Source organism: Rhodomicrobium sp. Az07 (assembly GCF_018619475.1).
In the GTDB taxonomy this organism is placed as follows: domain Bacteria; phylum Pseudomonadota; class Alphaproteobacteria; order Rhizobiales; family Rhodomicrobiaceae; genus Rhodomicrobium.
Genome location: NZ_JAHFZG010000022.1, coordinates 17692 through 44362 on the forward strand (window position 1 = coordinate 17692; position 26671 = coordinate 44362).

The window sequence follows — 26671 nt, forward strand, 5'->3', positions numbered from 1 at the left end:
GCCAAGTGGCCGGGACACCCCCCGGCCACTGTCAGTTGCTTCAGCGGCGCTTTAGGCGGCGTTCTTCGCGGCCTTAATCGCGTTTGGCTTTCTTGCTGGCTTCCATGACATCACCAGTCTTGGCGTCAACCTTGACCTTGGACTTGAGCCCCTCGGGATCGAGCACTTCGAGTTCATAGATCCACTTGCCGCCCTTGCGGTCGATCTCAGCCTCGATGACCTCGCCGACGACCTTGTCCTTCGAAATAAGGAGGATCTCAGACAGAGACTTGATGTCTCCCTGCTTGAGGCCCTGGCGGATCTCGCTTCGCGAATCATCGTCCTTCGCAAAGGTCGTGGGCGAAGCAAGCATAGCCGCTGCGGTGACAACTGAAAAGGCAACCGCGGCACTTTTGAACGGATTACGCATTCTTCTTTTTCCCCTTGATGGTGGTGTAACGCAAAGAATAGGCATGACTTATTTCGATATGCTCCCACACATAATCAAAAGACGCCGCGTAAAGAAAAGCATTCCTTCATCATTATCTATCGCTACTTCGGGAAATGCTGTATTCTTGGGCGCGCAAGGGAACCGAACAGGGCGAGCGTACAAAAGTTTCGCGACCTGCCAAGCTTTTGGCATCTCGCTGCCGTTCAAGTTAATAATGGCAAACCCATTTCTGTTGACACGCTACAAACGCGCGCTTATGCGTCGTCGCGGGACACTTCCCCCCACCGGGAAGCAACTATCTGAAAGGGTAGACCGCAATGACGGCCACCAAGCCTGCCGCGCGCCCCAATGTCGCGCATTTCTCCTCCGGCCCCTGCGCCAAGCGCCCCGGCTATTCCCTCGACAATCTCAAAACCGCTGAATTGGGCCGGTCGCACCGCTCCAAGCCGGGCAAGGCCAAGCTGAAGCTCGCGATCGACAAGACGCGCGCGATCCTCGGTGTGCCTGCGGATTACCTCATCGGCATCGTCGCCGCCTCGGATACGGGCGCGTTCGAAATGGCCATGTGGTCCGCGCTCGGCGCACGCGGCGTCGACGTGTTCGCCTGGGAGAGCTTCGGCAAGGACTGGGTCACGGACATCACGAAGCAGCTCAAGCTGAAGGACGTGCGCGTGTTCGATGCGCCCTACGGCGAGCTTCCCGACCTCGGTCAGGCCGACTTCCGCAACGACGTCGTCTTCACGTGGAACGGCACGACCTCCGGCGTCCGCGTTCCGAGCGGCGACTTCATCCCCGACAATCGCGAGGGCCTGACGTTCTGCGACGCCACTTCGGCGGCTTTCGCGCAGGAACTCGACTGGCCGAAACTCGATGTCGTCACCTTCTCCTGGCAGAAGGTTCTCGGCGGCGAGGCGCAGCACGGCATTCTTATCCTTTCGCCGCGCGCGGTCGAACGCCTCGAAAGCTACACACCCGCGTGGCCGATGCCGAAGCTCTTCCGCATGACGAAGGGCGGCAAGCTCAACCGCGAAATCTTCGACGGCTCCACGATCAACACGCCGTCCATGCTCTGCGTCGAAGATTACCTCGATGCGCTGAACTGGGCGGAAGGCCTTGGCGGCTTGAAAGCGCTTCAGGCGCGGTCGAACGCGAACTTCAAGGTTATCGCCGACTGGGTCGAAAAGACGCCGTGGGTGGATTTTCTCGCCGCCGAGCCGACGACGCGCTCCAACACGAGCGTGTGCCTGAAGATCGTCGATCCGGAGATCGCGACGCCCGAGGCTCAAGCCGCAATCGCCAAGGACATCGCGTCCACGCTCGAAAAGGAAGGCGTTGCGCTCGACATCGGCGCTTACCGCGACGCACCCGCCGGGCTTCGCATCTGGGCCGGCGCGACAGTCGAGGCGTCCGACCTCGAAGCGCTTGTTCCGTGGCTCGACTGGGCTTTCGCCAACGCGAAGGCCAAGGTCGCCGCTTAAGGTTCATCCTCTGTCATGGCCGGGCTCGACCCGGCCATCCAGCGGCGGAACCTCCAGAGCCCGCGACCTGGATTGACGGGTCAATCCCGCGATGACACCCCGTTTCTGTCTCTGGACTTTTCAGGAGACACACCCATGACTGCGCCTCGCGTTCTCGTCGCTGACAAGCTTTCCCCCGCCGCCGCCGAAATCTTCAGGAATCGCGGCATCGAAGTCGACACCAAGATCGGCCTCGACAAGGACCAACTCGCCGAAATCATCGGCGATTACGACGGCCTTGCCATTCGCTCCGCCACCAAAGTGACCGAGAAGGTTCTCGCCGCCGCAGACCGCCTGAAGGTGGTCGGCCGCGCGGGCATCGGCGTCGACAATGTCGACGTGCCCGCCGCCACCGCTCGCGGCGTCATCGTGATGAACACGCCGTTCGGCAACTCCATCACCACTGCGGAGCACGCCATCTCCATGCTGATGGCTCTCGCCCGCCAGATCCCCGAAGCCGACCGCTCCACGCATGCCGGGAAGTGGGAGAAGTCGAAATTCATGGGCGTCGAAGTCACGTCCAAGACGCTGGGCATCATCGGGTGCGGCAACATCGGCTCCATCGTCGCCGACCGCGCGCAGGGCCTTCGCATGAAGGTCATTGCCTACGATCCGTTCCTCACCGAAGAGCGCGCTCTCGACCTCGGCGTCGAGCGCGTGAGCCTCGAAGAGCTGTTCCGCCGCGCGGACTTCATCACGCTGCACACGCCGCTGACCGAGAAGACGAAGAACATCATCAACGCCCAATCCATTGCCACCATGAAGAAGGGCGTGCGCATCATCAACTGCGCGCGCGGCGGCCTCGTTGTCGAGCAGGCGCTGGCCGACGCTATCAAGGCGGGCCACGTGGCAGGCGCGGCGCTCGATGTGTTCGAGGTGGAACCGTCGAAGGAAAACGTGCTGTTCGGCCTTCCGGAAGTGATCGCCACGCCGCATCTTGGTGCGAGCACGTCGGAAGCGCAGGAGAACGTCGCGCTTCAGGTGGCCGAGCAGATGGCGGACTACCTCCTCACGGGCGCGATTTCCAACGCCGTGAACTTCCCGTCGATCACGGCGGAAGAAGCGCCGAAGCTGAAGCCCTTCGTTAAGCTCGCCGAATTGCTCGGCTCTTTCGCCGGTCAGCTCACCGAGGCCGCGCCGAACTTCATCCGCCTCGAATATGCGGGCGACGTCGCCGACATGAACACCCGCGCGCTGACTTCGGCGGCGATTTCCGGCGTGTTGCGCCACTTCCTGCACGTCAACATGGTCTCCGGCCCGGCGGTCGCAAAGGAACGCGGCATTCAGGTCGAAGAAACGAAGCGCGGCCAGGAAGGCGCGTACGAAACCTATGTTCGCGTGACGCTGAAAACCGAAAAGCAGGAAATCTCCATCGGCGGCACGGTGTTCTCGGATGGCAAGCCGCGCGTGATCCAGATCAACCACGTCCCCATGGACGCGGAGTTCGCGCCGAACATGCTGTTCACGGTCAACGCCGACAAGCCGGGCCATATCGGGGCGCTCGGCACGCTGCTCGGCAACGAGGGCGTGAACATCGCGACGTTCAACCTCGGCCGCGAAGCGCAGGGCGGCAAGGCGATGGCGCTCGTTACGGTCGATGAGCCGGTGAGCGATGGAACGATTGAGAAGGTGCTCGGCCTGCCGCACGTCGTGCGCGCGGCGCGGCTGCGCTTCTGAAGCGATGAGGTTCCCTCCGATATAAAGGGAGGGAACCTCATAAGTTTATCTTTTGTGTTTTATCGGGCGAATTTGCATCTTTTGCGTGTAGTCTGGCCAATCGTCGTATCCTGAAGGGTTTAGTTCGGCAGATCCTGGCTTTCTAGTGAAATCCAATTCGGTCTGAAGAGACTGGAGCTTTTGGTATAAGTCCGCAATGCTCTTCTCTCGGCAACTGAGGATCTTATTAAATCGTTTGATGGCAGAGATGTCGCGCTCGCAAGAGCACTTTATTTTATTGACTAGTGGCCTGTCTCTTGCATTTGTCGCGCTGGAAAATATTTCTACTATACGAATTAGTCGGATATGCTGATCAATGAACCTCTGTATGATTTCATTTAACGAAATATCAATAGAATATATCTGCTCCCCAGGCTGGGGTTCACTTTCTTTTACTAGACATTTTATTTCGTTAGAAGCACTATTGATATGCATCTGTATCTTACGAAGTTCGTTGCCAAGATCTAATCCGCATTCACCCGACTGCCTCCTGATGGCTTCTAGCGGCTCAATAACTCTTTTCTCAAAATGGCTAAGTTCTTGCTGCATTTTAGCTTCGGTAAGAATTCCATCTTTCAGGCTCCCGACAAAACGCTCCCTCAGGCAATCCCAATCCCTGCGGATGTTGCCTTCTAGGCGCTCTTCTATATCTTCTTTTGTAGAACTAAACCCCATGGCCAGCCTCCATGGGCATCCTGCTATCGCGATTCGCAGTATTCCTCTACTTTTAGTTGCATACCTCCAGCATCTCGCCATCCCCAAGCAACCGAGCAGCACTGGTCGCATAGGCAAAACGATGCACACAGCCTGAACGCAGTCTGAACGCGCGGTTCCGTGTCCGTTCAGTCAGCACCGCCTAAGGTTCCTTCATGAGGTCAAGCAAACCCTCTGGAGGCCAACATGAAGACCCGCATCGCGCTTTTCGCTCTTTCGCTCATCGCCCTGCCGATCACCTCGGCGCAGACCGCATCCGCCGAGCCGTATGGCGCGCAGATCGCTCGCGACCGGGCGCACATCGCGCATCATCGCCAGCAGATTCAGAAGAACAAGCAGGAGGCCGCCTATTACGCCGCACGGCAGGCTCAGGCCGCTCGCGACGGCAACTATCGCGCGGCGCGCTACTTCGGCATCAAGAAGCGGCAGGAGCAGGCGCAGATTCACGAACAGCGGAAGAAGCTTTGGCGCAGCCGCGCGGAGCTTCGCCGCGACCGCTATCGGCGCAATCACTATTGAGACGCGCCGCAGACCGCCGCTCGCCGCGCGCAAGGTCCGAGGTGGCCGGGAGCAATCCCGGCCATTTCGTTGTGCTCAAGATCAGTTGGCGCTGCGCTGCCACCAGCCCTTTTTCGGCGGACCGGTACGCACCGGCTTGGGCTTGGGTTCCGGCGCTGGCGGCGGAAGAATCGCGATCTCGGCCTCGGGCTTCGCCTGCTCCTCAGCCGGAGTTTCGTCCGGCTTCGCCTCGGCGGGTTCCGCCTCGTCGGCTGCTGGCGCTTGAGGTGCGCCGGCTTCGGCCTGTTGTGCCTCGGGCTTCGCTTCTGCCTCGACGGCAGGCTGCGCGCTCGCAGTTTCGGCGACCGGCTCGGGCTCGACCGGAACGGTCGGGGCTTCGTCGGCAGTCGCGCCGTTATCACCGGAGGCGGTTTGAAGCGGCTGAGGCTCGGCTTCGACCGTTGCCGTGGTTTCGACTGTCGCGGCCACGGCGACTTGCTCCGGCTCCGGCAAAGCATCGGCGGGCGCGTCTGATGACACCGGCTTGGCCGCTGGCGCCTGCAACACCGCCGGCAGACCGTGCTCGAAGTCGATCTGAGGCTGCTCGCCAAGTCCGGGGATCTCGCCGGGCTGTCCCGCGAAGTCCTCGCGGTGGCGCCTGCCGCCGCGACGGCCCCTCCGCCGGTTGCGACGGAACTGGCCCTCTTGTTGTCCCTCGGTGCTCTCCTCACGTCCCGCGCCAACCGTTTGCGCCCCGGCCTCTGTCACCGCGCTTTCGTCGGCCCCGTCCGTATCGTCTTCTTCGTCGTCATCGTCCGAGCCTTCCGCCATTGAGGCTGCATGGCCATTCGGGAGCGGCGCTTCCGAGGCTGACTCGCCCGGGCGACGGCGGCGACGGCGCTTGCGGCGCGATGAACGCTTCTCTTCCCCTTCGGCAGAAGCGGGAGAGGTCGACGCAGGCGCGACTTCCTCTTCCTCGTCCGACTGCGCCAGAGGGGCGGTCTCCATGTTGATGACGCGCGCATCGCCCACGACCGGCGGCACGGCTTCGGCGCCCCGTTCAAGCACGAAATGCGCGCCGTGCGCCTTGTCGTCCGGCTGGAGGACGATCGTCACGCCGTAGCGGAGTTCGATGTCGCGGAGATAGGAACGCTTGTTGTTGAGGATATAGAGCGCGGCTTCCGTCGACGCGGTCAGGGTGATGTTGGCCGGGCCTTGCGTTCGCAGATGATCCTCGATCGATCGCAGGATCATCAGCGCGACCGACTCGGTCGACCGGATATGGCCGACGCCCTGGCACACCGGGCAAGGCACCGTCGAAACTTCGACGACGCCCTGACGCAGCCGCTGGCGCGACATTTCCAGAAGGCCGAAATGGCTGATATGGCCGACCTGGATGCGGGCGCGGTCGTGGCGCAGGCTTTCCTTCAGCTTGCGTTCGACGGAGCGGTTGTTGCGCCGCTCGTCCATGTCGATGAAGTCGATGACGATGAGGCCCGCGAGGTCGCGCAGACGCACCTGCCGCGCCACTTCCTCGGCGGCTTCCATATTCGTCTTCAGCGCCGTGTCTTCGATGGAGTATTCGCGCGTCGAGCGGCCGGAGTTCACGTCGATGGCGACAAGCGCTTCTGTCTGGTTCAGCACGATGTAGCCGCCGGATTTCAGCGTGACCACAGGGCTGAACATCTGGTTCAACTGACGCTCGACCTCATATTTCGTGAAGATCGGCTCGGGCTCCTTGTAGAGCAGCACGTTCTTCGCATGGCTCGGCATGAGCATGCGCATGAATTCTTTCGCCTCGTGATGCGCTTCGTCGCCCGCGACAAGAATTTCGTCGATGTCCTTGTTGTAGAGGTCGCGGATCGAGCGCTTGATGAGGTCGCCTTCCTCGTAGACGAGGCACGGAGCGGTGCTTTTGAGCGTCAGATCGCGGACGTTCTCCCACAGGCGCAGCAGATATTCGAAGTCGCGCTTGATTTCCGCCTTGGTGCGCGACGCGCCCGCCGTGCGGATGATGAGGCCCATGCCTTCCGGCACTTCGAGTTCCTGCGCGATTTCCTTGAGGCGTTTGCGGTCGGCCGGAACGGTGATCTTGCGCGAAATGCCACCGCCGCTGGCCGTGTTCGGCATCAGCACGGTGTAGCGGCCCGCGAGCGAGAGGTAGGTGGTCAGCGCCGCGCCCTTAGAGCCGCGCTCTTCCTTCACAACCTGGATCAGGACGATCTGGTTGCGCTTGATGACTTCCTGAATCTTGTAGTGACGCCAGCGGCGCTTGTGACGCTGCGGCAGCTCTTCGAGAGCATCCTCGGAGCCGACGACCTCCACCGGCGCGGGCGTGGCGCTTTCCGGCACGGAAATGATGCCGCCATCGTCCAGAGACGAGCCGCTGTCGCCGTCTCCGGCATCGTTACCGCGTGAGCGATGCTTCGCCTCCGGCTGTTCGTCGCCTTCGTCTTCCGCTTCGTCCCCACGCTCGTCTTCTTCGTCGTCTTCCTCGGTCTCGTCGTCGTCGTCGTCAGCCTCGTCATCTTCGAAAACGGCGCCGCCTTCCACGTCGTCGGGATGGCTCGGTATTTCGTCGCGGGCTTCCTCGCCGCGCGCGATAGCAGCGGTGAACTCTTCATACAGCGTGGGCGGAAGCGCGGCTTCCAGCGCGATGGCGCCGCCACTGCCGGATTCGCTGTCCCTGTTTTCTTCGGGCGCGGGCGCGCCTTCGCCTGCCTCGGCCTGTTCCGTGTCGACCGCCGCCGCGAATTCAGAGCGAACCTCTTCATTCGAAGCTTCGACAGCCGCCGCCGTGGCCTCGGGCTCGCCATCGCCATTGCCCGTCTCGGAGAAAGCCGCCGCGGCGCCTTCGGCCTCCGGCGTCCTGTCGGGGCGATCCGAACGGCTTTCGCGGGCGTCGCGGTAACGGCCTTGGCGGTCCGCCGCCTCTTCCTTCATCAACTGTTCGCGAACAGCGACCGGGATCTGGTAATAATCCGGATGAATTTCCGCGAAGGCGAGGAAGCCGTGGCGATTGCCGCCGTAGTTCACGAACGCCGCTTGGAGCGAGGGCTCGATACGGGCAACCTTGGCCAGATAGATGTTGCCTCGAAGCTGCTTCCGCGACGCCGACTCGTAGTCAAATTCCTCGACGCGATTTCCGCGCGTCACCACCACCCGTGTCTCTTCCGGGTGGGTGGCATCGATTAACATCTTGTTTGCCATCGCAAATGCTTCCTGGCGCGCCCGCGCCAAAGCGTGGCCTCGCGATCATGGCGACATGATCGAGCGGACCGGTCGGACGGACGCACTGTTTGTTGATCGCGCTCTCGCCGCTTCGAACCAGCGCAGGGCTGGGAGCGCCGTCTTTTCCATTTTGGAGAAAGAGGGTCGACAGGCTTTCGATGCCGGACACGGCACCTTTCATTTCAAGCAAGTCGGAGCGCGAAGTTGACATTGTTGTTTGAGTCTCGGTTCGCCGACGGGCTCGTTTCTTCCTCGAAACGATGCGGCGAGACCACGATTCCGTGGCTACTTATTGTTCAGGGATACGACATCCCGGCTGCTTTGCCTTCGACACTCGCGGTGCTGCCCGATCCATGTGGATCGATGCCCGTGGGCGATTGCCAAATTCACCCCCTGATCCTGTTAGGCGGATTAGCAAAGCGGAAGCCAGCCTAATCGATCAGGATTGACATATCTCTAATACGTTGTGTTTGACCCCGCCGCAAGCAAGACATAAGCGACGGTCGACGAAATGGTGAAATTGCGGACGCCGAAGCGTCCCGGCGGTGCCGGGGTGGACGCGAACAAGCCCATACTGTAGGACGAGGCGCAGGTGCCCTGGGCGCATACTTTGGTCCACTTTTCTGCACGATCTCAGGCAAACGTATGCGCCTCCGAGAGCACACTAGCAACCAATCGATCTAGTGCAGCTTCGAATTCACATTCGATGGTGCCACCAGCGGGCGTGAATCAAACGTAAAATTCCTGCACCAGGGGCATCGAACATGAAAACCGGCCTGAGACCATCAGTGGCTTTCGCGGCGTGCTGCACCATCCTCGTCCTCGCCTTTTTCATGGGGAGCGCCCGCGCCGAGGACATCGTGGTAAGCGCGCAGATCGGTGGCGACAGCCAACGCACCCGCTTCGTCGCCTTCGTCTCGAAAGCGGTCGAGTTTCGCGCCTTCTCCATGGCCAATCCCTACCGGATCGTGATCGACATGCCCGAGACGGACATCCAGGTGCCGGGCGCAAAGGGGCGCGGGCTGATCCTTTCATCGCGCTCGGGCCTGCTGGCGCCGGGCAAGTCGCGGATCGTGATCGACCTCGCCGCGCCCGCGCTCATTGAGAAAGCGGAGTTGCTGCCGCCGGAGAACGATCTACCAGCCCGGCTTGTGATCGACCTCGCTCGCACGACACACAAGACCTTCTTCGCCTCCGCCAAAACCCCGCCGCCGACGCCGAAGCCCGACGAGCAGCAAAGCGCCGCCGCGAAGCCGGACGCGGGGGACAGGCGGCCGCTCATCGTCATCGATCCCGGACACGGCGGCATCGACGCGGGCGCTGTCGGCCGGGTTACGAATACACTTGAAAAGGACATTGTCTTCGACTTCTGCCGGAAGCTCGCCACGAAGCTCGAAGCGACGACGCGCTACCGCATCCTCCTGACGCGAACGTCGGACGTCTTCGTTTCCCTCGACGACCGGGCGGCTATTGCGGTCAAGGCGCAGGCGGATCTTCTCATCTCGATCCACGCAGACGCCCTCGACCCGAAGCGCCTTGGCGTGAAAGCGTTGAAGGAAGTTCGCGGGGGCACGATCTACACACTGTCGGAAGAAGCCTCCGACGAGCAGGCGAATGTTATCGCACAGAACGAAAACAAGGTCGACGTGCAAGCCGGTGTCGAGAACGAGCAGACAACGCCGGTCGTCTCCGAGGAAATAGCCTCGATCCTCAACGATCTCGAAAACCGGATCAAAAGGAACCGGTCTGCCTCTCTCGCGCATTACCTCATCGACCACATGAAGGGCAAGATGAAGTTCAACATCAGGCCGCAGCGCTCGGCGAATTTCCGCGTGCTGAAAGCGCATGGCGTGCCCGCCGTCCTGATCGAACTCGGCTACCTCAGCAACGAAGACGATGAAAAGCTCCTCATCTCGGAGGAGTGGCGGGAAGCGATCGCATCGGCTTTGGGGGAGGCGGTTAACGCATTCATGGCGGAACGGCAGGCACACATTCCGCTGTAAAACCGCGGCTGCGGTCGTGCTCGCGTTAACCTGCGATTGTGCAGAATACGAAGTTGTGGTTAGCGGTATGAGATGAGGCATATATGCTGTCACAATTTGGGCAAGCCGTTATGCTCGTGATGGCGGCGCCTGAATCCCTCCGGTCGCTTTGTTTGGTCTGATCGTGGAAACGGCCGAATAATCAAGCGTGGAACCGATGCAAAGCAAGTCGCCTGTCCTTCCGCCCCCCGCGAAGAAAAAGCGCCACAGGAGTCTCTTCCTGAGCTTTCTCGGGTTTGCGTTCACGGCAGGCGTTTTCATGTTTATCGCTGCGTCGGCGGGAGCTGCTTATTTTCTCTGGACGATTACGCAAGACCTTCCGGACTACGACAAGCTCGCTAATTACAAGCCGCCCATTATTACGCGCGTGCATGCCGGCGACGGGCGCCTGATCGCGGAGTTCGCGAAGGAGCGACGAATCTACGTGCCCGTTCAGGTCATGCCGAAGCCGCTCATCAATGCATTCCTCGCCGCCGAAGACCAGAGTTTCTGGGAACATGGCGGCCTCGATTTTCGCGGCATCCTGCGCGCCGTCTACAATAACCTGACGAAAAACAGGAAGGAAGGCGCGTCCACCATCACCCAGCAGGTGGCCAAGAATTTCCTGCTGACAAGCGAGCGTTCCTATCTCCGCAAGGCCAAGGAGGCGATCCTCGCCATCCGCATCGAGCGCGCGTACACAAAAGAACGCATCCTCGATCTTTACCTGAACCAGATCTATCTCGGCGGCGGCACCTACGGCGTCGCGGCGGCTGCCCTCCGGTACTTCGGCAAGGAACTGAACGACCTGCAACTGCACGAGGTCGCCTATCTCGCCGCGCTGCCGAAAGAGCCGACGAAGCTTCAGCTCACCACCGCGAGACCCGGCAGCAAAGCCTTCAAGGATGCCCTCTTGCGGCGCAACGACATCCTCAACAACATGGTGCGTTTCGGCTTCATTAAGCAGGAAGACGCTGAAGAGGCGAAGAAGCAGCCGCTCGAAATGGTGGCCCGCACCGTTGGCCCGTCGACCTTCGCCGCGGAATACTTCGCCGAAGAAGTTCGCCGCACGCTCGCCGACATGTACGGCCTCGAAGACAACGACGACAATTCGAGCGTTTATGCGGGTGGATACTCCGTGCGCTCCACGCTCGATCCCAGCCTCCAGATGATGGCGCGCTCCGCGCTGCGCGCCGGGCTCGTAAGCTTCGACCGCAAGCGCGGCTGGCGCGGGCCCATCACGAAGATCGATCTCGCCCTGGCCGGCGACTGGGGCGTCAAGCTTGCCGAGGTGCCCGCGCTGTCGGACGTGGAACCATGGCGGCTCGGCGTCGTCCTGCAAACCGCGAAGGACAAGGCGGTTATCGGCTTGCAGCCGGGCCGCATGCCGAACAATGCGCTCGAAGCCGAGCGCGAGACTGTCGAACTCGGCAAGGATGGCGTGAAATGGGCCCTGGACAAGCTCAAGGTCAAAACGAAAGGGCCCATCGGCGTCAGCGACATTCTCAGTCTCGGCGATGTAGTCTACGTTTCCCCGCCGAACGAAATCGACCTCATGAAGGAACGCGAGCGCAATCCCAAGCTCGCGGCAGGCAAGACGCTGCTGCCAGCCTGGTCGCTGATGCAGGTGCCGCAGGTCGGCGGCGCGACCGTCGTCATGGACCCGCATACCGGCCGCGTTCTTGCGCTTATTGGCGGCTTCAGCTTCGCCGAAAGCCAGTTCAACCGCGCACTGCAAGCGCGACGGCAGCCGGGTTCGTCGTTCAAGCCGATCGTCTACGCCGCCGCACTCGACAACGGCTATACGCCCGCGTCCGTGGTGAACGACGCGGCCTTTTCGATCGATCAGGGCAACGGACAGGGCGAATGGAAGCCCTCGAATTACGACAAGCAGGTGCACGGCCTCCAGCCGCTTCGTATTGGCATCGAGAAGTCTCGAAATCTTATGACGGTGCGCCTCGCGCAGGATCTCGGCATGCCGATCGTGAGCGAATATGCGCGCCGCTTCGGGGTTTATGAAGATCTCCCGCCGCTGCTCTCCATGGCGCTCGGCGCGGGCGAGACGTCGCTCATACGGCTGACGACCGCCTATTGCATGTTTGCGAACGGTGGCAAGAAGATCAATTACACCTTCATCGACCGCATCCAGAACCGCATGGGCCAGACGATCTGGCGGCACGATAACCGCCCCTGCGAAAGCTGCAATGCCGAAGCGTGGCGAGGTCAGGCCGAGCCCCAGCTTACCGACGAACGCGCGCAGATCATCGACCCGATAACGGCCTATCAGGTCACGTCGATGCTTGAAGGCGTCGTTGTGCGTGGCACGGGCTCCATGGTCTGGAAGCGGGTGCAGAAGCCTCTCGGCGGCAAGACCGGCACGACGAACGACGAAAAGGATGCGTGGTTCATCGGTTTTTCGCCCGACATCGCCATGGGCGTCTTCATCGGCTACGATTCCCCGCAGCCGATGGGCCACGGTGAAACGGGCGGCGAACTGGCAGCGCCTATCTTCGCGGACTTCTTCAAGATGGCACTTAAGGACAAGCCCGCGGTTCCGTTCCGCACGCCGGCAGACATCCGGCAGGTCCGCGTCAACAAGCGCACCGGCCAGCGCACCGACCCGGCCGATCCCGACGCCATTACCGAATACTTCAAGCCGGGCACCGAGCCGCCGGAAGGCTATGCGACTGCTTCGGCCTCCTACCCGGTGGCCGGCGATCAGCAACAGGATTACAGCCAGCAGGGCGGATACCCTGGCGACAACAACGGAGGCTGGAGGCAGCCGCCTCAGCCCTCATCCGGCGGATGGGGCCAGCCGCAGCCAACGCCTCCGAACCAGCAGGGCACAGTGGGCGGCTATCCGCCGCCTTACGGGCGGACCGCGCCTAGCCCCGGAGGCTTGTACTAGCTTTTTGTCATCCCATCTGCGTCCGGGGCGGGACACCGGATGCAGACAGGCTAGACATTAAGACTGGAACTCAGCGCAGCCCGGTGTAATTGTCGAAACCAGCCCCAACGCCCGGCAAGCGCGCGCAGCGTACTGACGCCATGCCGGCTCAATCTTCACAGTTTTGTAATAACGGACCCGGATGCCAGTCTTTCGCTCCGGCTTCAGCCTCACAGACGGAACCTTTTCATGCGCCCCGAAACTCAAGCCATCGTCGACGAAATCAAGCAGTCCCTCTCGCTCCTGCGGAGGTATCTTTGACTGGGATAAAGCGAAAGCCCGCCTCGCGAGCCTGAACGAGATCGTCGAAGACCCGACGCTGTGGGACAATCCGCAGCGGGCGCAAAAGCTGCTCCGCGAGCGGCAACACCTCGACACGGCGCTCACCGCCTATTCGCAGCTCGCCGCGCGCCTTGACGACGCCGTCGGCCTCATCGAACTTGGCGAGGAAGAAGGCGACGATGAGGTTGTGAACGAGGCCGAGGCCTCGCTCGCCGCGCTGCAAACCGAAGTGCAGAAGCGCGAAGTCGAAGCGCTGCTTTCGGGCGAAGCCGACGGCAACGACACCTTCCTCGAAGTTCACGCGGGCGCGGGCGGCACCGAGAGCCAGGACTGGACCGAAATGCTGCTGCGCATGTACATGCGCTGGGCCGAGGAACAGGGCTACAAGGTCGAACTTATCGAAAGCGCGGCGGGCGAAGAAGCTGGGCTCAAGTCGGCCACGATCCAGGTGAAAGGCTCCAACGCCTTCGGCTGGCTCAAGACCGAGTCCGGCGTGCATCGTCTCGTTCGCATCTCCCCCTACGATTCCAACGCGCGCCGCCACACGAGCTTCGCGTCCGTCTGGGTTTATCCGGTCGTGGACGAGACCATCGATATCGCGGTGGCCGAAAGCGACTGCCGCATCGACACGTACCGCGCGAGCGGCGCAGGCGGCCAGCACGTCAACACCACCGACTCGGCGGTGCGCATCACGCACGTGCCGACCGGCATCGTGGTGCAATGCCAGATGGAGCGCTCGCAGCACAAGAACCGCGCCACCGCGTGGAACATGCTGAAAGCGCGCCTCTACGAGATGGAACTGAAGAAGCGCGAGGATGCCGCGCATGCCGCCGCCGCTTCGAAAACAGAGATCGGCTGGGGGCATCAGATTCGCTCTTACGTGCTCCAGCCCTATCAGATGGTGAAAGATCTGCGCACGGGCATCGTGAACACGAACCCGGCGGCCGTGCTGGACGGAGACATCACCGCCTTCATCGAGGCGGCGCTGGCGCAGCGCGTCCATGGCGGCGGCCCCGCCAAGATCGAGGATCTGGATTAGTGGCGGAGAACACCACGCCGCCACGCCTCATCATCTTCGACTTCGACGGCGTCATCGCCGACAGCGAAGTGCTGGCCTGCGAGGCGCTCGCCGCCTATGCGGGCGATCTTGGCGCGCCCATGATTTGGCAAGAAGCTGCGAAGCTGTTCGTCGGCAAGCGCGCGTCCGACGAGGTCGCCACCATGGAAGCGCTGGCGGGCCGCCCGTTGCCGGACTTCCTGCCCGAGCTTGAGCGCCGCACGTTCGCGCTGTTCGAGCGCTCGCTGCGCCCCATCCCCGGCGTCGCCGATTTCATCGCGCGCCACGCGGACATGCCGCGCTGCATCGCGTCGTCAAGCTCGCCGCGCCGCATCGCCCTGTGTCTCGGCGTGATGGGTCTTGCCGACCGCTTCCCGCGCGGCATCTACAGCGCCGAGACCGTGGCGCGCGGCAAGCCGTTCCCCGATATTTTCCTGAAAGCTGCACACGAAGAAGGCGTCGAGCCGCGCGACGCCATCGTGATCGAGGACAGCGCGAGCGGCGTCCGTGCGGCCGTGGCGGCGGGCATGCGCGTGATCGGGCTTGTGGCCGCGTCGCACCTGCCGCCCGACCACGAATCGGCGCTCGTCGCGGCGGGCGCGACGTTCATCGCGCGCGATTATGACGAGGTTGCCCGCATTCTGACGGGGCTTTGAGCCGCTTTCCGGCTACGCATGGCGCCAAACCTTCACGGCCGAGATCATAAGGATCGCAGCGAGAATCGGAAGCAGAACGTCGGTCGGCACGATACCGAGCAGCCAACTCCCGATAAAGGTTCCAGCAACGGAGCCCGCCGCCATGACGAGAACGAACGGCCTGTAGCGGGCTAATACGGAAAAGCTGTTGTCGCGGCTATAACGGATAAAGCCGACAAGCATCGTCGGAAGGCTTACGGCCAACGAGAGACTGCCCGCGAGCTTGATGTCCACGCCAAAAAGTAGAACGAGCGTCGGAATTAGAAGCTCGCCGCCTGCTACCCCAAGCAGTGCAGCGACGACTCCGATGAAGAAGCCGGACACAACGCCGACGAACAACTGAGCCGGGCCTGTCAGCAGGGCTTGATGTGCCGTGGTATCGTGGCCGACCACGAGAACGAGCGCTATGGCCACGAGCAAGATGGCGATGACCCTATAAAGCGTTTCCGATTTCAGCCGCGTGGCCCAGCCCGCGCCGAACCAAGCGCCGACAAGGCTGCCGGCGAGAGATTGGCGATAATCGACCAGTTTTCCGCTAGCGCGCCAAACGGCACCGTTCCGGCTCGAAAGGGCAGCGCCGTCGCAACTACAACCAGGCTCATCGCCTTGTTGAGGATCACTGCTTCCAGGGCGGCGAACCGGAACAGTCCAATCAGGACCGGAAGCCGAAACTCAGCTCCGCCCAAGCCGATGAGGCCACCGAGCGCGCCAATCGCGCCGCCGCTGGCAAACCCAGCCAAAACATTCGGGCTGGCTTTCGCCAGTTCAGTTTTCTGCATTTTAGAGCAACCTTACGGAACTGGGCATCGCGGCGAGCCGGGGGGCAGCCCAAAAACTGCCAATACCCTGTCTACCCATGCAAGAAGACGGCCATCTCCCCCACGATGGCGCGGGCGGCGGCGTTCGGATCGGCGGCGCGCGTGATCGGCCGGCCGACGACGATGTAATCCGCGCCCGCGGCGATAGCCTCGGCCGGGGTCGCCGTGCGCGCCTGATCGTCGCCCGCGACGCTGGCGCTTGCCGGGCGAATGCCGGGGGTGACGACCGCAAGCCGCGAGCCGAAGGCGTCTTTCAGCGCGCGCGCCTCCCATGCCGACGAAACCACGCCGTGAAACCCCGCCTCGGCGGCGAAGGCCGCGCGCGTGAGAACGAGGTCGCTGGCGGACAGCGTGATGCCTTGCCCTGCAAGGCTTTCCGGCCGGGCGTTCGTAAGCAGGCTGATGCCGAGCAGCTTGAGCGGCGTCCCTGCCGCGCCGCGCACCGCTGCCGTCACGGTCGCGTCGTCCTGCGCATGCACCGTCAGGAACGACGCGCCGAGCGCTGCCACGCGGGCCGTCGCCCTCTCCACGGTAGCGGCGATGTCATATAACTTAGCGTCGACGAACACGCTCGCGCCCGCATCCGCGAGCCGCTTGACGAGCGCCACGCCGTCCGCCGTCATCAGAAGTTCGAGGCCGATTTTCGCCACGGCATGCGGCAGGGCAAGCCTGTGCCAGAAGGCCGCCGCTTCGTCCGCATGCGGGAAATCCAGCGCCACGATCAGTTTCTTTTCGGCTTCCGTCTCGAACCCCATCGCATCCTCGCTCCGTTTTTCGCCAGCGTGCCGGAAAGGCGTTCCCGAACCAAACGATTTCAGACCCAACATGGCAGCGATGAGCGGAAATCACGAGCAGCGGCCCGCCAACACGCCGCGCGATGCTCACCTCAAGTGCAATTCACTTTTTTCGGTAGCCGTGTCATCCTGAGAAAAAGGGCGCCTGCGCCCTAAGAAAGAACAAGGGGGAAACCGCGATGCTTCTGACGCCGCAGCATGAGCAGTTGCGCGACCAGGTGGAGCGCTTCGTCAAGAACGAGATCAACCCGTTCGTGGATGAATGGGAGCGCGCGGAGGAATTTCCCTCGCACGAGCTCTTCCGGAAGCTTGGCGCGCTGGGCGTGCTGGGCACGAAATACGACGAAGCCTATGGCGGCCTCGGGCTCGACTTCTCCTATTCGGCGACGGTCGCGGAAGCGCTCGGCACCTGCGACTGCGGCGGCGTGCCGATGGCCATCGGCGTGCATTCCGACATGGCGACGCCCGCGCTGCACCGCTTCGGCAGCGAGGAGTTGAAGCGCGCATGGCTCGCGCCGAGTATCGCGGGCGAGATGGTGTCCTGCATCGGCGTGTCGGAACCGGGTGCGGGTTCGGATGTCGCGTCGATCAAGACGACGGCGCGGAAAGACGGCGGCGATTACGTCATCAACGGCTCGAAGATGTGGATCACCAACGGCATGAAGGCCGACTGGTGCTGTCTGCTCGCCAATACGTCGGACGACAAGCCGCATCGCAACAAGTCGCTCATCGTCGTGCCCATGGACGCAAAGGGCATCACGCGGCAGAAAATCCGCAAGATGGGCATGTTCTCGTCGGACACCGCGCAGCTTTTCTTCGACGATGTGCGCGTGCCGCAAACGAACGTCATCGGCGCGGAAGGCATGGGCTTCACGTTCCAGATGCTGCAATTCCAGGAAGAGCGTCTGTGGGGCGCGGCGAACTCGCTCACCATGCTCGACCGACTCATCGACGCCACCATCGACTACACGCGCCAGAGGAAGGCGTTCGGAAAGTCGATCCTCGACAATCAGGTGGTGCATTTCCGGCTCGCGGAATTGCGCACGGAAGTGGAAGCGCTGCGCTCGCTGACATGGCGCGCGGTGGAGGAATACGTCTCGGGCCGTGACGTGACGAAACTCGCCTCGATGGCGAAGCTGAAATGCGGGCGGCTCATTCGCGAGGTGACGGATTCCTGCCTGCAATATTGGGGCGGCATGGGCTTCACGTGGGACAATCCACTGAGCCGCGCGATGCGCGACGGGCGGCTCGTGTCCATCGGCGGCGGCGCGGACGAAGTGATGCTCGGCATCATCTGCAAGCTCGAAGGCACGTTGCCGCGCGAGAGGAAGGATTGAACGATGGCCGATCCAACCACATTGGCGCTGGAGCGCAACGGCGGCGTGCTGACGATCCGCCTCAACCGGCCGGAGGTCCGCAACGCCATGTCGCAGGCGATGCTCGCGGAATTGCTGGCCGCGCTCGCGGATGCGGAGGCGACCGGCGCGCGTATTGTCGTGCTTCGCGGCGCGGGCGGCCATTTCTGCGCGGGCGCGGATCTGCGCGACATGGCGGCGGCGCGCATGGCTCCCGTCGGCACGACGGACCCCATCGCCACCTCGAACGCGGCGTTCGGCCATGTCTGCGCGGCCTATGCCCGCTCGCCGCTGGCGGTGGTCGCGGTCCTGGAAGGGAGCGTCATGGGCGGCGGCTTCGGCCTCGCCTGCACGGCGGATGTCGCGCTCGCCTCGCGCGACGTGGATTTCCGCCTGCCGGAGACATCGCTCGGCGTGATCCCGGCGCAGATTGCGCCGTTCCTCGTGGAGCGGCTCGGCTATGGGCAAGCGAAGCGACTGGGGGTGACGGGTGCACGCTTCGGCGCGGACGAAGCGTATCGTATCGGGCTCGTGCATCGTGTCTGCGAGACGGCTGCGGACCTCGACGCCGCGCTCGCCGAAACGCTGCGCCAGATCCTCGCCTGCGCGCCGGGCGCGGTGGCGGAAACCAAGGCGCTGTTGCGGCGCGCGCGTTTCGAAGATGCGGGCGCGCTGGTCGAACACGCCGCAGCCGTCTTCGCGAAAGCGGCGCGCGGCCCGGAAGGCACGGAAGGTCTCGCAGCCTTCATCGAGAAGCGCAAGCCGAATTGGGCGGAGCAGGGCGGCGGCTAGATTTCCGCCGTCGCTGCATCCAGCCACGCACGGCTCGCGTCATCGAGATGGGAGCCAAGCGCCGCGCGGACGCGTGCGTGATAGGCGTTGAGCCAATCGCGTTCGCCGGGCGAAAGTAGCGCCGCATCGATCAGCCGACGGTCGAACGGCGCGAGCGTCAGCGTCTCGAAGCCGAGCATCTCCGTCTCGCCGCCGTCGATAGCCTGCGGCTGCGTGACGGCAATGAGGTTTTCCAACCGAATGCCGTAATGCCCTTCGCGATAATAACCCGGCTCGTTCGAGAGGATCATGCCCGGCTCAAGCTGCGCCATTCCGCGCGACGAAATGCTCGCCGGGCCTTCATGCACCGAAAGGAAGCTGCCGACGCCGTGGCCCGTGCCGTGCCCGTAGTCCAGCCCCGCGTCCCACAGGGCGCGCCGCGCGAAGCTGTCCAGCGCCGCGCCGTTGGTTTTCGCCGGGAACCGCGCCGCCGCGATGTCGATGTGGCCTTTCAGCACGAGCGTAAAATGGCGGCGCATGTCCGCGCTTGGCTCGCCGATAACGACGGTGCGCGTGATGTCGGTCGTGCCATCGCGATACTGGCCGCCGGAGTCGATCAGATAGAGCGTGCCCGGCAGAAGCGGCTTGTTCGTCTCTGGCGTGGCGCGATAATGCACGATGGCGCCGTTCGACCCCGCGCCGGATATCGTGTCGAAGCTCAGGTCGACGAGCTTGCCCGTATCGCGGCGGAAGGCTTCGAGCCTGTCCGACGCCGCGAGTTCGTCGACCGTGCCGGACGGCGCGTTCGCATCGAGCCACGCGAGGAAACGCGCCACAGCCACGCCATCGCGCAGATGCGCCGCGTGCGCGCCTTCGAGTTCGGTTGCGTTCTTGGCGGCCTTGAAGCGGATCGCCGGATCGTCGGCCTCGACGATTTTCGCGCCCGCTGCTTTGAGGATATCGGCCACGCGAAGCGTCGTATGCGCGGGATCGGCGATCACTTTCGCGGCCGCTCCCACAAGGCGCGGAAGCACCTTCCACAAATCGCCGAGCGGATGCAGCGCGGCCAGCGCTTCCAGCCCTTCGCGGTTCTTATCCGTCACATGGCCCGGCGAAACGAACAGCGTCGGCTTCCCCTTCAACGGCACATAGGCGCGGGCAAGCGCCACCGGCGTATGCGCCACGTCACCGCCGCGAACGTTGAACAGCCACGCCACCGCATCCGGCGCGCTGACGACAAGCCCGGTCGCCTTCCGCGCGGCGATCTCCTTTTGCACGCGCTCAAGCTTCGAGGCCGCGCTCTCGCCCGCGAACGCCTCGTCGTGGAAAACGATGGGCGCGAAACACGGCGCGGGCCGGTCCTCCCACAGCGCATCGATGGGGTTCGCCTTGATCGCCCGAAGCTCGAAACCGGCCTTTTCCGCCTCCGCGTTCAGCGGCTTGAAGCTCGCCTGCGTGAAAAGCGACGGGTCGTAGCCGATGGCCGCGCCCTCGCCCGCGTGCTCGCCGAGCCATTTCGCCAGCGTCGCCTTCGGGAACAGCTCGACCGCAAATAGCGCCGTGTCCACCTGCGCCTTCGCCTGGAGCGTATAGCGGCTGTCGACGATCAGCGCGGCCTTGTCGGCGAGCACCACCGCCGTTCCCGCCGAGCCGGTGAAGCCCGTCAGCCACGCGAGGCGATCCCAGCATGCGGGCACCGCCTCGTTCTGGAACTCGTCGGCTTTCGGGACGATGAAGCCCGCGAGCTTTTCGGCGGCGAGAGCGTCGCGCAGCGCGGCGAGGCGGCTTTCGTGGGTGTGCGGCATTGGGCTAACCTCGGCTGAATGGGCGAGCGCTATTCGGCATATGGCGCGGGCGCGAATTATACGAAAGTCGCAGACGGGCAACAATGGCGCAGTTTGAACGCCGCCCGTTCTAACCCACCCGCCGCAGCGTGAGTGTCGCCCAGCCTTCGAGGTCGCGGCGTTGCACGAGCACGAAGCCCGTGGCGCGGTAGCGCGCCACCATTTCGCGCGCCTGCCCGGAGAGCAGGCCGGAGAGGATCACCGTGCCGCCGATACGGGTGAGTTCGCGGATGCGCGGCGCGAGTTTCAGCAGCGGCTTCGCGAGGATGTTCGCGACGATCACATCGAACGGCGCCAGCGCATAGGCGTCGCGCGGCTTGGAGCCGTCGCCGGTGAACAGCGCGATGTCCGCGCCCGCGCCATTGAGGCGCACGTTCTCGCGCGCGACCTCAACCGCAATCGGATCGACATCCACCGCCACGATGTGCGGGCAATGCGCCAGCGCCTTCGCCGCGCCGATGGCGAGCACGCCCGAGCCGGTGCCGAGGTCGAGCACGCGGTCGACGCCGATAGGCGAAAGCTGCTCCAGCGCCAGCAGACAGCCCTTCGTCGTGCCATGATGCGCGGTCCCGAAGGCGCGGCCCGCGTCGATTTCGATGGCCCATTGCGAGGCTATGCGCGCGCGGTCGTGGCTACCGTGGACGATGAAGCGGCCCGCGCGAACCGGCGGCAGCGCGCGCTGCGTCTCGCTCACCCAGTCCGCATCGGGGATGGCCTCCACGGCGGTCGCGGCCGGTGCGATGCCCGCCTCCGCCAGCGCCGCCGTTGCGACATCGCAGAGCGCGCCGTCATCATAGATTTCGACCGACCAGCGCTTCCCATCCGCGTTTTCAAGCGCGACGACCGGCGTTTCCTCGAAGTCGGGCACTTCGCCGAGGATCTCGCTTGCGGCAACCGCCTCGTTCTCGGACGCAAAGTTCAACACCGTCTTGTGGGTCAATCGCATGGGAACCCCGAATGAGGCGGATCGCCTTAATGGAATGGAGCAACGCCGAGACTGATCGGCTCCGGCATTCGGCGCAAGCCTCTTCTTGCCGGAACGAGCTACGCGGCCGCAGTAGGCACGGCGCGCCACAGCCCTTCGAGGTGCGCGCGTGCGTCCTCAAGATCCCGGATGCGCGGCGCTCCGGTCTCGTCCTCGACGAGCAGGCCAAGCTTTCGCAAATGGCGGCAGCCGTCGGCGATGTCGAAATCGCACGCCACGCCGAACTCGTCCTTGAGGAATTTTTCCGCCTCGGCTTTCGTCGACTCGGTTCCGAGATGACCGTGGCGGAGCAGCAGGGCGTAGGTCAGCACGGCTTCCTTGATGTCCTCTTCCTCGGCATCGTCGTTCAGCGCGGCGAGCACGCTTTGATTGCTGGCGATGTTGTGGAAATAGAGGCTCTGCGCGAGCTTCGCCATGTAGCGCGTGCGCGTGTTGAGGAAGCTCGTGAAGCTGCGAATGATCGCGCCGACGGCGCCCGCGATCGTGAAAATGACGAAGAAAACGCTGATCGCGACGGCGGCAAGGAACTTCAGCACGGCCATGGTGATGGCGAAAAGGGTGCTCCCGCCGGAGCCGACCCAGAGCCACAGCTTGTCGAACAGGTTGAATTTTATCTTCGCGTTCGGAAAAAGGATTTCGATGTCTGATTTCGGGATGCGACGGAAGATCTTGAGGTGCAGCGTTTCTTCGGAGACCCCTTCCAGCATCTTCTGGTTCCGGATTTTCCGAACGCGCTTTTTAGCTTTTTCGTGGGAAATCTTCTCGATGCGTTCGATTTCGGCGATGCGCGTTTCCACCGGCTTCAGCTTGAGGCCGATGAACAGCCGCCGATAGGCCTCCACTTCGATCTCGCGCTCGATAAGCCATGCCGTCTTCCACGACGTTGTCTTTGCCTTGACCTTTATGTCTCCCCGATAGAAGAGAAGATTAAAGTCGAACTCTTTCAGATCGACTTCGGCGGCGAATCCCTGATGATTTTCCGCGCCGAGGATTCTATCCAGCTCTTCCTGATCGATCTCTAAGTAATTTGCCGCCGTGGCAGTTTCTATGATCTTCTTCTTGAGCTTTTCGAGATGTTGCTTGCGGGCGTCCGCGCCCGTCTTGCGAGTGTTGACGGTTTCGTCGTCCGGATTGAACGGATCGTAGAGGTCCACGAGCCTGTCGAGCGAGCGTGCCGCCTCCGCTTGCCGCAGGGCGCAAATATGCTGGAAGACTTCTCCAGCGAGAACGCGCTGGCCTGTTTCGAAGAGCTTGTCGATCGCGCGGTCAATGATCTCCCCGCGATCCACCGTTATGAATTTTTCCGCAACGACCGATGGAATGGCCTGGCCGGGGACGGTGTCGATGCCGGTTTCGGTCTCGATCTGAACGGGAGGATTTTCAAGCGTTACGCGGTCCGTCTCAAGCCGATCGCTCATCCGCTGCCCTCCGGTTGCAACATTCGTTTACCCTTTTTTCAACTCGCCAGCAAGGCACCGCCGGAAACGCGGTTTCGATCAATTGGCTGGACGCCACGCCCCGGCTTTGGCACCGGCGGATCCCGGTTTGGTGGCGTTCATGATGCAATGCCGCAACATCCTTTCGGGTGAGGCCGAAACCCGCATCGCCGCCATTGCGACTTCATCATTTGAACCGAGGGTGCGGCGTTCTGTATGATCGGGCGATTCGCGCCGGCCCGTTCCCGCGCCGGCCCCCATCAGCGGAAGAGCGAGACAGATGAAGTCCATCGAACAGCGGATTGCGGAAGAACTTGGCGTGCGCCCCGCGCAGGTGCAGGCGGCGGTCGATCTCCTCGACGGCGGCTCCACGGTGCCGTTCATCGCGCGCTACCGCAAGGAAGCGACCGGCATGCTCGACGATGGGCAGCTCCGCACGCTGGAGGAGCGGCTGCGCTATCTGCGCGAAATGGAGGACCGGCGCAAGGCGATCCTCGACAGCGTCCGCGAACAGGGCAAGCTCGACGATGCGCTTGAGGCGCGGATCATGGCGGCGGATTCGAAGGCGCGGCTCGAAGACATCTATCTGCCCTTCAAGCAGAAGCGGCGCACCAAGGCGCAGATCGCGAAGGAGGCCGGGCTTGAGCCGCTGGCGGACGCGCTGCTGACCGATCCGACGAAGCTGCCGGACGCGATTGCGGCGACCTTCATCGATGCCGAGAAGGGCGTGGCCGATGCGCAAGCGGCGCTCGATGGCGCGCGCGCGATCCTCGTGGAGCGCTTCGCCGAAGACGCGGACCTGATCGGCGGCCTGCGCGAAGAGATGTGGGGGCGCGGGCGGCTCGCGGCCAAGGCGAAGGACGACAAGAAGGACTCACCCGAAGCCGCGAAATTCGCCGACTATTTCGACAAGGCGGAGGCGCTCAACAAGATGCCGTCGCATCGCATCCTCGCGATGTTCCGCGGCGAGAAGGAAGGCTTCCTCGACCTGAATTTCGAGCCGGAAGACCCGGCGCAGGCCGCGCCCTCCGGGCCGTCGCTGTATGAGGCGCGCATCGCGCGGCGCTTCAACATCGCCGACAAGGGCCGCGCCGCCGACAAATGGCTGAACGACACGGTTCGCTGGGCGTGGCGCACGCGCATTCAGGGCCACCTTTCCGTGGACCTTCGCATGCGGCTCTGGCAGGCAGCGGAAGAGGAGGCGGTGAAGGTGTTCGCGGGCAATCTGCGCGACCTGCTGCTCGCCGCGCCCGCCGGAACCCGCGCCACGATGGGCCTCGATCCGGGGTTCCGCACGGGCGTGAAAGTTGCGGTTGTGGACTCGACCGGCAAGGTTGCCGCGACGGCCACGATCTATCCGCATGAGCCGAAGCGGCAGTGGACGGAATCGCTCGCGATCCTCGGCCGCTTGTGCAAGCAGCACAATGTCGACCTCATCGCCATCGGCAACGGCACCGCCTCGCGCGAGACGGACAAGCTCGCGGGCGAACTCGTGGCGCTCGCGCCGGAGCTGAAGCTGACGAAGGTCATGGTGTCGGAGGCGGGCGCGTCAGTCTACTCCGCCAGCGCCTATGCCAGCGCCGAACTGCCGGACCTCGACGTGTCGATTCGCGGCGCGGTGTCCATCGCGCGTCGCCTGCAAGACCCGCTCGCCGAACTGGTGAAGATCGACCCGAAGTCCATCGGCGTCGGCCAGTATCAGCACGATTTGTCGGAAACGAAGCTGTCGCGCTCGCTCGACGCGGTGGTGGAAGATTGCGTGAACGGCGTGGGCGTGGACCTCAACACGGCGTCGGTGCCGCTGCTCGCGCGCGTGTCGGGCATCAGCGAAACCCTCGCCAAGAACATCGTGGCCTATCGCGACCAGAAGGGGGCGTTCAAGCGTCGCGCCGAGCTTCAGGAGGTGCCGCGCCTTGGGCCGAAGGCGTTCGAGCAGGCGGCGGGCTTCCTGCGCATCCCGAACGGCGACGACCCGCTCGACGCGTCGTCCGTGCATCCGGAAGCCTATCCCGTGGTGCGCAAGATCGTGTCGGCGGCGAAGGTGGACATCAAGACGCTCATCGGCAACGCGCCGGTGCTGCGCGGCCTCCAGCCGAAGCAGTTCGCCGACGAGAAATTCGGCCTGCCGACCGTGACCGACATCCTGCGCGAGCTTGAGAAGCCCGGCCGCGACCCACGCCCCGCCTTCAAGACCGCGACTTTCCAGGAGGGCGTCGAGAAGATCTCCGACCTGAAGCCCGGCATGGTGCTCGAAGGCGTGGTGACGAACGTGGCCGCGTTCGGCGCGTTCATCGACATCGGCGTGCATCAGGACGGCCTCGCGCATGTCTCCGCGCTGTCGAAGACCTTCGTGAAAGACCCGCGCGACGTGGTGAAGCCGGGCGATGTCGTGCGCGTGAAGGTGCTGGAGGTGGATGCGCCGAGGAAGCGCATTTCGCTGACGCTGCGGCTCGACGATCCGGTTGGCGCGGAGAGCGAGCGTCCGCAGGGGGCGGGAAGCCGCGCGCCTACGCCGAAGAAGATGAGCGCCGCGCCGAAGGCTGGCGCCCGGCCCGAGGCTGGCGGCGGCGCGTTCGCGGACGCGTTCCGCAAGGCGGGACTCAACGGGCGGAAGTGATGGCGCCGGGGGCGGGCGGAGCGATCCGCCCTGCTTCACTCCGCTGCGCGGTCTAGCTGCTTGTCAGAGAGAAACGCGGGCTGGAGGCGGGAGATCCGTTTGGCCGTTGCGGTGAAAAGGCCAAGTAAACGACAATAGCGGCCCTAAGCGTGCCACCAATCAGTTCGACTTAGTGGGTTGTTATGCTTGGGAATGCGGCGCGGAGGCGTACCAGGGGCGATCCCTAGCGACCGCCAATATTCTAGCGGCGTGTAGACTCGGACACCAACTGCTTGAGGCGCGAGGCGTTCCTTGAATTCTCTGTCTCTCGTAACTAGCGCCTTTATCCCACTCATCTCACACTCTGCAAGCACTTTGCAATCACCATGACCTCTATGGTGCATCTGAAGCTGATGAACTCTGATTATAAATTGATTTTGATCTAAAATAGGGTGCACTGATAAAAAATGTACCATCGCCCAACTATCGTGATTATCACGCTTCAATCGATCTTTGATCCGCTTGTATTCGACCTCAACAGTTGGCGTTAGATGAAAGCAGGAGCAATCCGGAAGATATAAAAAACTCTGAACAAGCGCTCTTTTCGACTCTGATTCAGGGCCTAATGGAGGACCGCTCACGCAATTGAGCCCGTCGATCAAATAGGTCATAGCATTGGAGTCGAGCGCCACCATTTCATTATCAATTCCCATTTGTGCTCTTTTCAGCGCTACATAAAATTGAGAACCGCTTAACCAGCAGCCCTGCACGTCAAAACGCGTCCTCTATAGTCAGCGCAGTCCTTATGCCGTCTAAAAGCAAAGATCGCCCGTGCGATTCTTACTTGGTTACATTCTGCCCTCACGCGAGTGATGTAAAGAGAAAGCCTTTCTCTGACATCGCACAGTCGTCAAAGACGGCTCACAAGCGTGCGCTTGCCAGTCGATGTCCGCCAACATTCCTC

At 63.0% G+C, this 26671-nt stretch carries 18 protein-coding genes and 1 pseudogene; 10 read left to right on the forward strand and 9 right to left on the reverse strand.

Annotated features, from left to right (window positions below):
- Positions 1–73: 73 nt before the first annotated feature.
- On the reverse strand, positions 74–409 hold the full coding sequence (locus KKP04_RS13955; RefSeq protein ID WP_215032834.1) for a PepSY domain-containing protein: 336 nt from the start codon (positions 407–409) through the stop codon (positions 74–76).
- A 338-nt stretch (positions 410–747) separates the two neighbouring features.
- On the opposite strand from KKP04_RS13955, the gene KKP04_RS13960 reads away from it, so the two are divergent.
- Together KKP04_RS13960 and serA are read left to right on the forward strand one after the other, a co-directional pair.
- Positions 748–1908: a phosphoserine transaminase gene (locus KKP04_RS13960; protein ID WP_215032837.1), complete on the forward strand. Its 1161-nt coding sequence runs from the start codon at positions 748–750 to the stop codon at positions 1906–1908.
- A gap of 135 nt (positions 1909–2043) precedes the next feature.
- Positions 2044–3624 carry a phosphoglycerate dehydrogenase gene (gene serA / locus KKP04_RS13965; protein ID WP_215032839.1) on the forward strand — a complete coding sequence of 527 codons (1581 nt, stop codon included), beginning with the start codon at positions 2044–2046 and terminating at the stop codon, positions 3622–3624.
- Between the two features lie 45 nt (positions 3625–3669).
- Here the strand turns inward: serA and KKP04_RS13970 are convergent, their stop codons facing one another.
- Positions 3670–4338 (reverse strand): hypothetical protein, encoded by a 669-nt coding sequence (locus KKP04_RS13970; RefSeq protein WP_215032842.1) that lies wholly within the window; start codon positions 4336–4338, stop codon positions 3670–3672.
- Between the two features lie 225 nt (positions 4339–4563).
- Between KKP04_RS13970 and KKP04_RS13975 the strand changes: the two genes are divergently transcribed.
- The gene (locus KKP04_RS13975) at positions 4564–4896 is read left to right on the forward strand and encodes a hypothetical protein (RefSeq protein ID WP_215032845.1); all 333 of its coding nucleotides are present in this window, start codon (positions 4564–4566) and stop codon (positions 4894–4896) included.
- A gap of 81 nt (positions 4897–4977) precedes the next feature.
- On the opposite strand, the gene KKP04_RS13980 is transcribed toward KKP04_RS13975, so the two are convergent.
- A complete protein-coding gene (locus KKP04_RS13980) occupies positions 4978–8085 on the reverse strand; it encodes an Rne/Rng family ribonuclease (protein ID WP_215032848.1) in 3108 nt (1035 codons plus the stop codon).
- Between the two features lie 785 nt (positions 8086–8870).
- On the opposite strand from KKP04_RS13980, the gene KKP04_RS13985 reads away from it, so the two are divergent.
- The 4 genes from KKP04_RS13985 (at position 8871) to KKP04_RS14000 (ending at position 15069) form a co-directional block, all read left to right on the forward strand.
- Positions 8871–10109: an N-acetylmuramoyl-L-alanine amidase gene (locus KKP04_RS13985; RefSeq protein ID WP_215032851.1), complete on the forward strand. Its 1239-nt coding sequence runs from the start codon at positions 8871–8873 to the stop codon at positions 10107–10109.
- 298 nt (positions 10110–10407) lie between these two features.
- Entirely contained in the window at positions 10408–13035 is a 2628-nt protein-coding gene (locus KKP04_RS13990; protein ID WP_251134128.1) for a penicillin-binding protein 1A, read from the forward strand.
- A 228-nt stretch (positions 13036–13263) separates the two neighbouring features.
- A protein-coding gene (gene prfB, locus KKP04_RS13995) for a peptide chain release factor 2 (protein WP_215032857.1) occupies positions 13264–14395 on the forward strand; the annotation gives its coding sequence in 2 pieces (ribosomal slippage) (positions 13264–13332 and positions 13334–14395; 1131 coding nt in all).
- The gene (locus tag KKP04_RS14000) at positions 14395–15069 is read left to right on the forward strand and encodes an HAD-IA family hydrolase (protein WP_215032860.1); all 675 of its coding nucleotides are present in this window, start codon (positions 14395–14397) and stop codon (positions 15067–15069) included. The genes prfB and KKP04_RS14000 overlap by 1 nt, the downstream gene beginning before the upstream one ends.
- Before the next feature lie 12 nt (positions 15070–15081).
- Here the strand turns inward: KKP04_RS14000 and KKP04_RS14005 are convergent.
- Both KKP04_RS14005 and pyrF read right to left on the reverse strand, forming a co-directional pair.
- Positions 15082–15755: pseudogene (locus KKP04_RS14005) on the reverse strand (sulfite exporter TauE/SafE family protein).
- Positions 15756–15958: 203 nt separating this feature from the next.
- Positions 15959–16681 carry an orotidine-5'-phosphate decarboxylase gene (gene pyrF / locus KKP04_RS14010; protein ID WP_215032863.1) on the reverse strand — a complete coding sequence of 241 codons (723 nt, stop codon included), beginning with the start codon at positions 16679–16681 and terminating at the stop codon, positions 15959–15961.
- 218 nt (positions 16682–16899) lie between these two features.
- On the opposite strand from pyrF, the gene KKP04_RS14015 reads away from it, so the two are divergent.
- Positions 16900–18057, forward strand: coding sequence for an acyl-CoA dehydrogenase family protein (locus tag KKP04_RS14015; RefSeq protein ID WP_215032866.1), 1158 nt, complete (start codon positions 16900–16902; stop codon positions 18055–18057).
- 3 nt (positions 18058–18060) lie between these two features.
- Complete coding sequence (locus KKP04_RS14020) at positions 18061–18867, forward strand: enoyl-CoA hydratase/isomerase family protein (RefSeq protein ID WP_215032869.1); 807 nt, start codon at positions 18061–18063, stop codon at positions 18865–18867.
- Here KKP04_RS14020 and KKP04_RS14025 read toward each other — a convergent pair.
- The 3 genes from KKP04_RS14025 to KKP04_RS14035 all read right to left on the reverse strand — a co-directional run bounded on the left by KKP04_RS14025 (position 18864) and on the right by KKP04_RS14035 (position 23093).
- Positions 18864–20651 carry an aminopeptidase P family protein gene (locus tag KKP04_RS14025; RefSeq protein WP_215032872.1) on the reverse strand — a complete coding sequence of 596 codons (1788 nt, stop codon included), beginning with the start codon at positions 20649–20651 and terminating at the stop codon, positions 18864–18866. The two genes, KKP04_RS14020 and KKP04_RS14025, sit on opposite strands and share 4 nt — an antisense overlap.
- A 109-nt stretch (positions 20652–20760) precedes the next feature.
- Positions 20761–21636: a 50S ribosomal protein L11 methyltransferase gene (locus tag KKP04_RS14030; protein WP_215032875.1), complete on the reverse strand. Its 876-nt coding sequence runs from the start codon at positions 21634–21636 to the stop codon at positions 20761–20763.
- A gap of 98 nt (positions 21637–21734) precedes the next feature.
- Entirely contained in the window at positions 21735–23093 is a 1359-nt protein-coding gene (locus tag KKP04_RS14035; protein WP_215032878.1) for a DUF3754 domain-containing protein, read from the reverse strand.
- Between the two features lie 298 nt (positions 23094–23391).
- Between KKP04_RS14035 and KKP04_RS14040 the strand changes: the two genes are divergently transcribed.
- A complete protein-coding gene (locus tag KKP04_RS14040; RefSeq protein ID WP_215032881.1) occupies positions 23392–25728 on the forward strand; it encodes a Tex family protein in 2337 nt (778 codons plus the stop codon).
- Positions 25729–25871: 143 nt separating this feature from the next.
- Here the strand turns inward: KKP04_RS14040 and KKP04_RS14045 are convergent, their stop codons facing one another.
- The gene (locus KKP04_RS14045) at positions 25872–26420 is read right to left on the reverse strand and encodes a type II toxin-antitoxin system VapC family toxin (RefSeq protein ID WP_215032884.1); all 549 of its coding nucleotides are present in this window, start codon (positions 26418–26420) and stop codon (positions 25872–25874) included.
- Positions 26421–26671: the final 251 nt, after the last annotated feature.

Coding starts and splice junctions, on each gene's coding strand:
- KKP04_RS13955 (WP_215032834.1), bottom strand. CDS start 409: ATGCGTAATCCGTTCAAAAGTGCCGCGGTTGCCTTTTCAGTTGTCACC.
- KKP04_RS13960 (WP_215032837.1), top strand. CDS start 748: ATGACGGCCACCAAGCCTGCCGCGCGCCCCAATGTCGCGCATTTCTCC.
- serA (WP_215032839.1), top strand. CDS start 2,044: ATGACTGCGCCTCGCGTTCTCGTCGCTGACAAGCTTTCCCCCGCCGCC.
- KKP04_RS13970 (WP_215032842.1), bottom strand. CDS start 4,338: ATGGGGTTTAGTTCTACAAAAGAAGATATAGAAGAGCGCCTAGAAGGC.
- KKP04_RS13975 (WP_215032845.1), top strand. CDS start 4,564: ATGAAGACCCGCATCGCGCTTTTCGCTCTTTCGCTCATCGCCCTGCCG.
- KKP04_RS13980 (WP_215032848.1), bottom strand. CDS start 8,085: ATGGCAAACAAGATGTTAATCGATGCCACCCACCCGGAAGAGACACGG.
- KKP04_RS13985 (WP_215032851.1), top strand. CDS start 8,871: ATGAAAACCGGCCTGAGACCATCAGTGGCTTTCGCGGCGTGCTGCACC.
- KKP04_RS13990 (WP_251134128.1), top strand. CDS start 10,408: ATGTTTATCGCTGCGTCGGCGGGAGCTGCTTATTTTCTCTGGACGATT.
- pyrF (WP_215032863.1), bottom strand. CDS start 16,681: ATGGGGTTCGAGACGGAAGCCGAAAAGAAACTGATCGTGGCGCTGGAT.
- KKP04_RS14015 (WP_215032866.1), top strand. CDS start 16,900: ATGCTTCTGACGCCGCAGCATGAGCAGTTGCGCGACCAGGTGGAGCGC.
- KKP04_RS14020 (WP_215032869.1), top strand. CDS start 18,061: ATGGCCGATCCAACCACATTGGCGCTGGAGCGCAACGGCGGCGTGCTG.
- KKP04_RS14025 (WP_215032872.1), bottom strand. CDS start 20,651: ATGCCGCACACCCACGAAAGCCGCCTCGCCGCGCTGCGCGACGCTCTC.
- KKP04_RS14030 (WP_215032875.1), bottom strand. CDS start 21,636: ATGCGATTGACCCACAAGACGGTGTTGAACTTTGCGTCCGAGAACGAG.
- KKP04_RS14035 (WP_215032878.1), bottom strand. CDS start 23,093: ATGAGCGATCGGCTTGAGACGGACCGCGTAACGCTTGAAAATCCTCCC.
- KKP04_RS14040 (WP_215032881.1), top strand. CDS start 23,392: ATGAAGTCCATCGAACAGCGGATTGCGGAAGAACTTGGCGTGCGCCCC.
- KKP04_RS14045 (WP_215032884.1), bottom strand. CDS start 26,420: ATGGGAATTGATAATGAAATGGTGGCGCTCGACTCCAATGCTATGACC.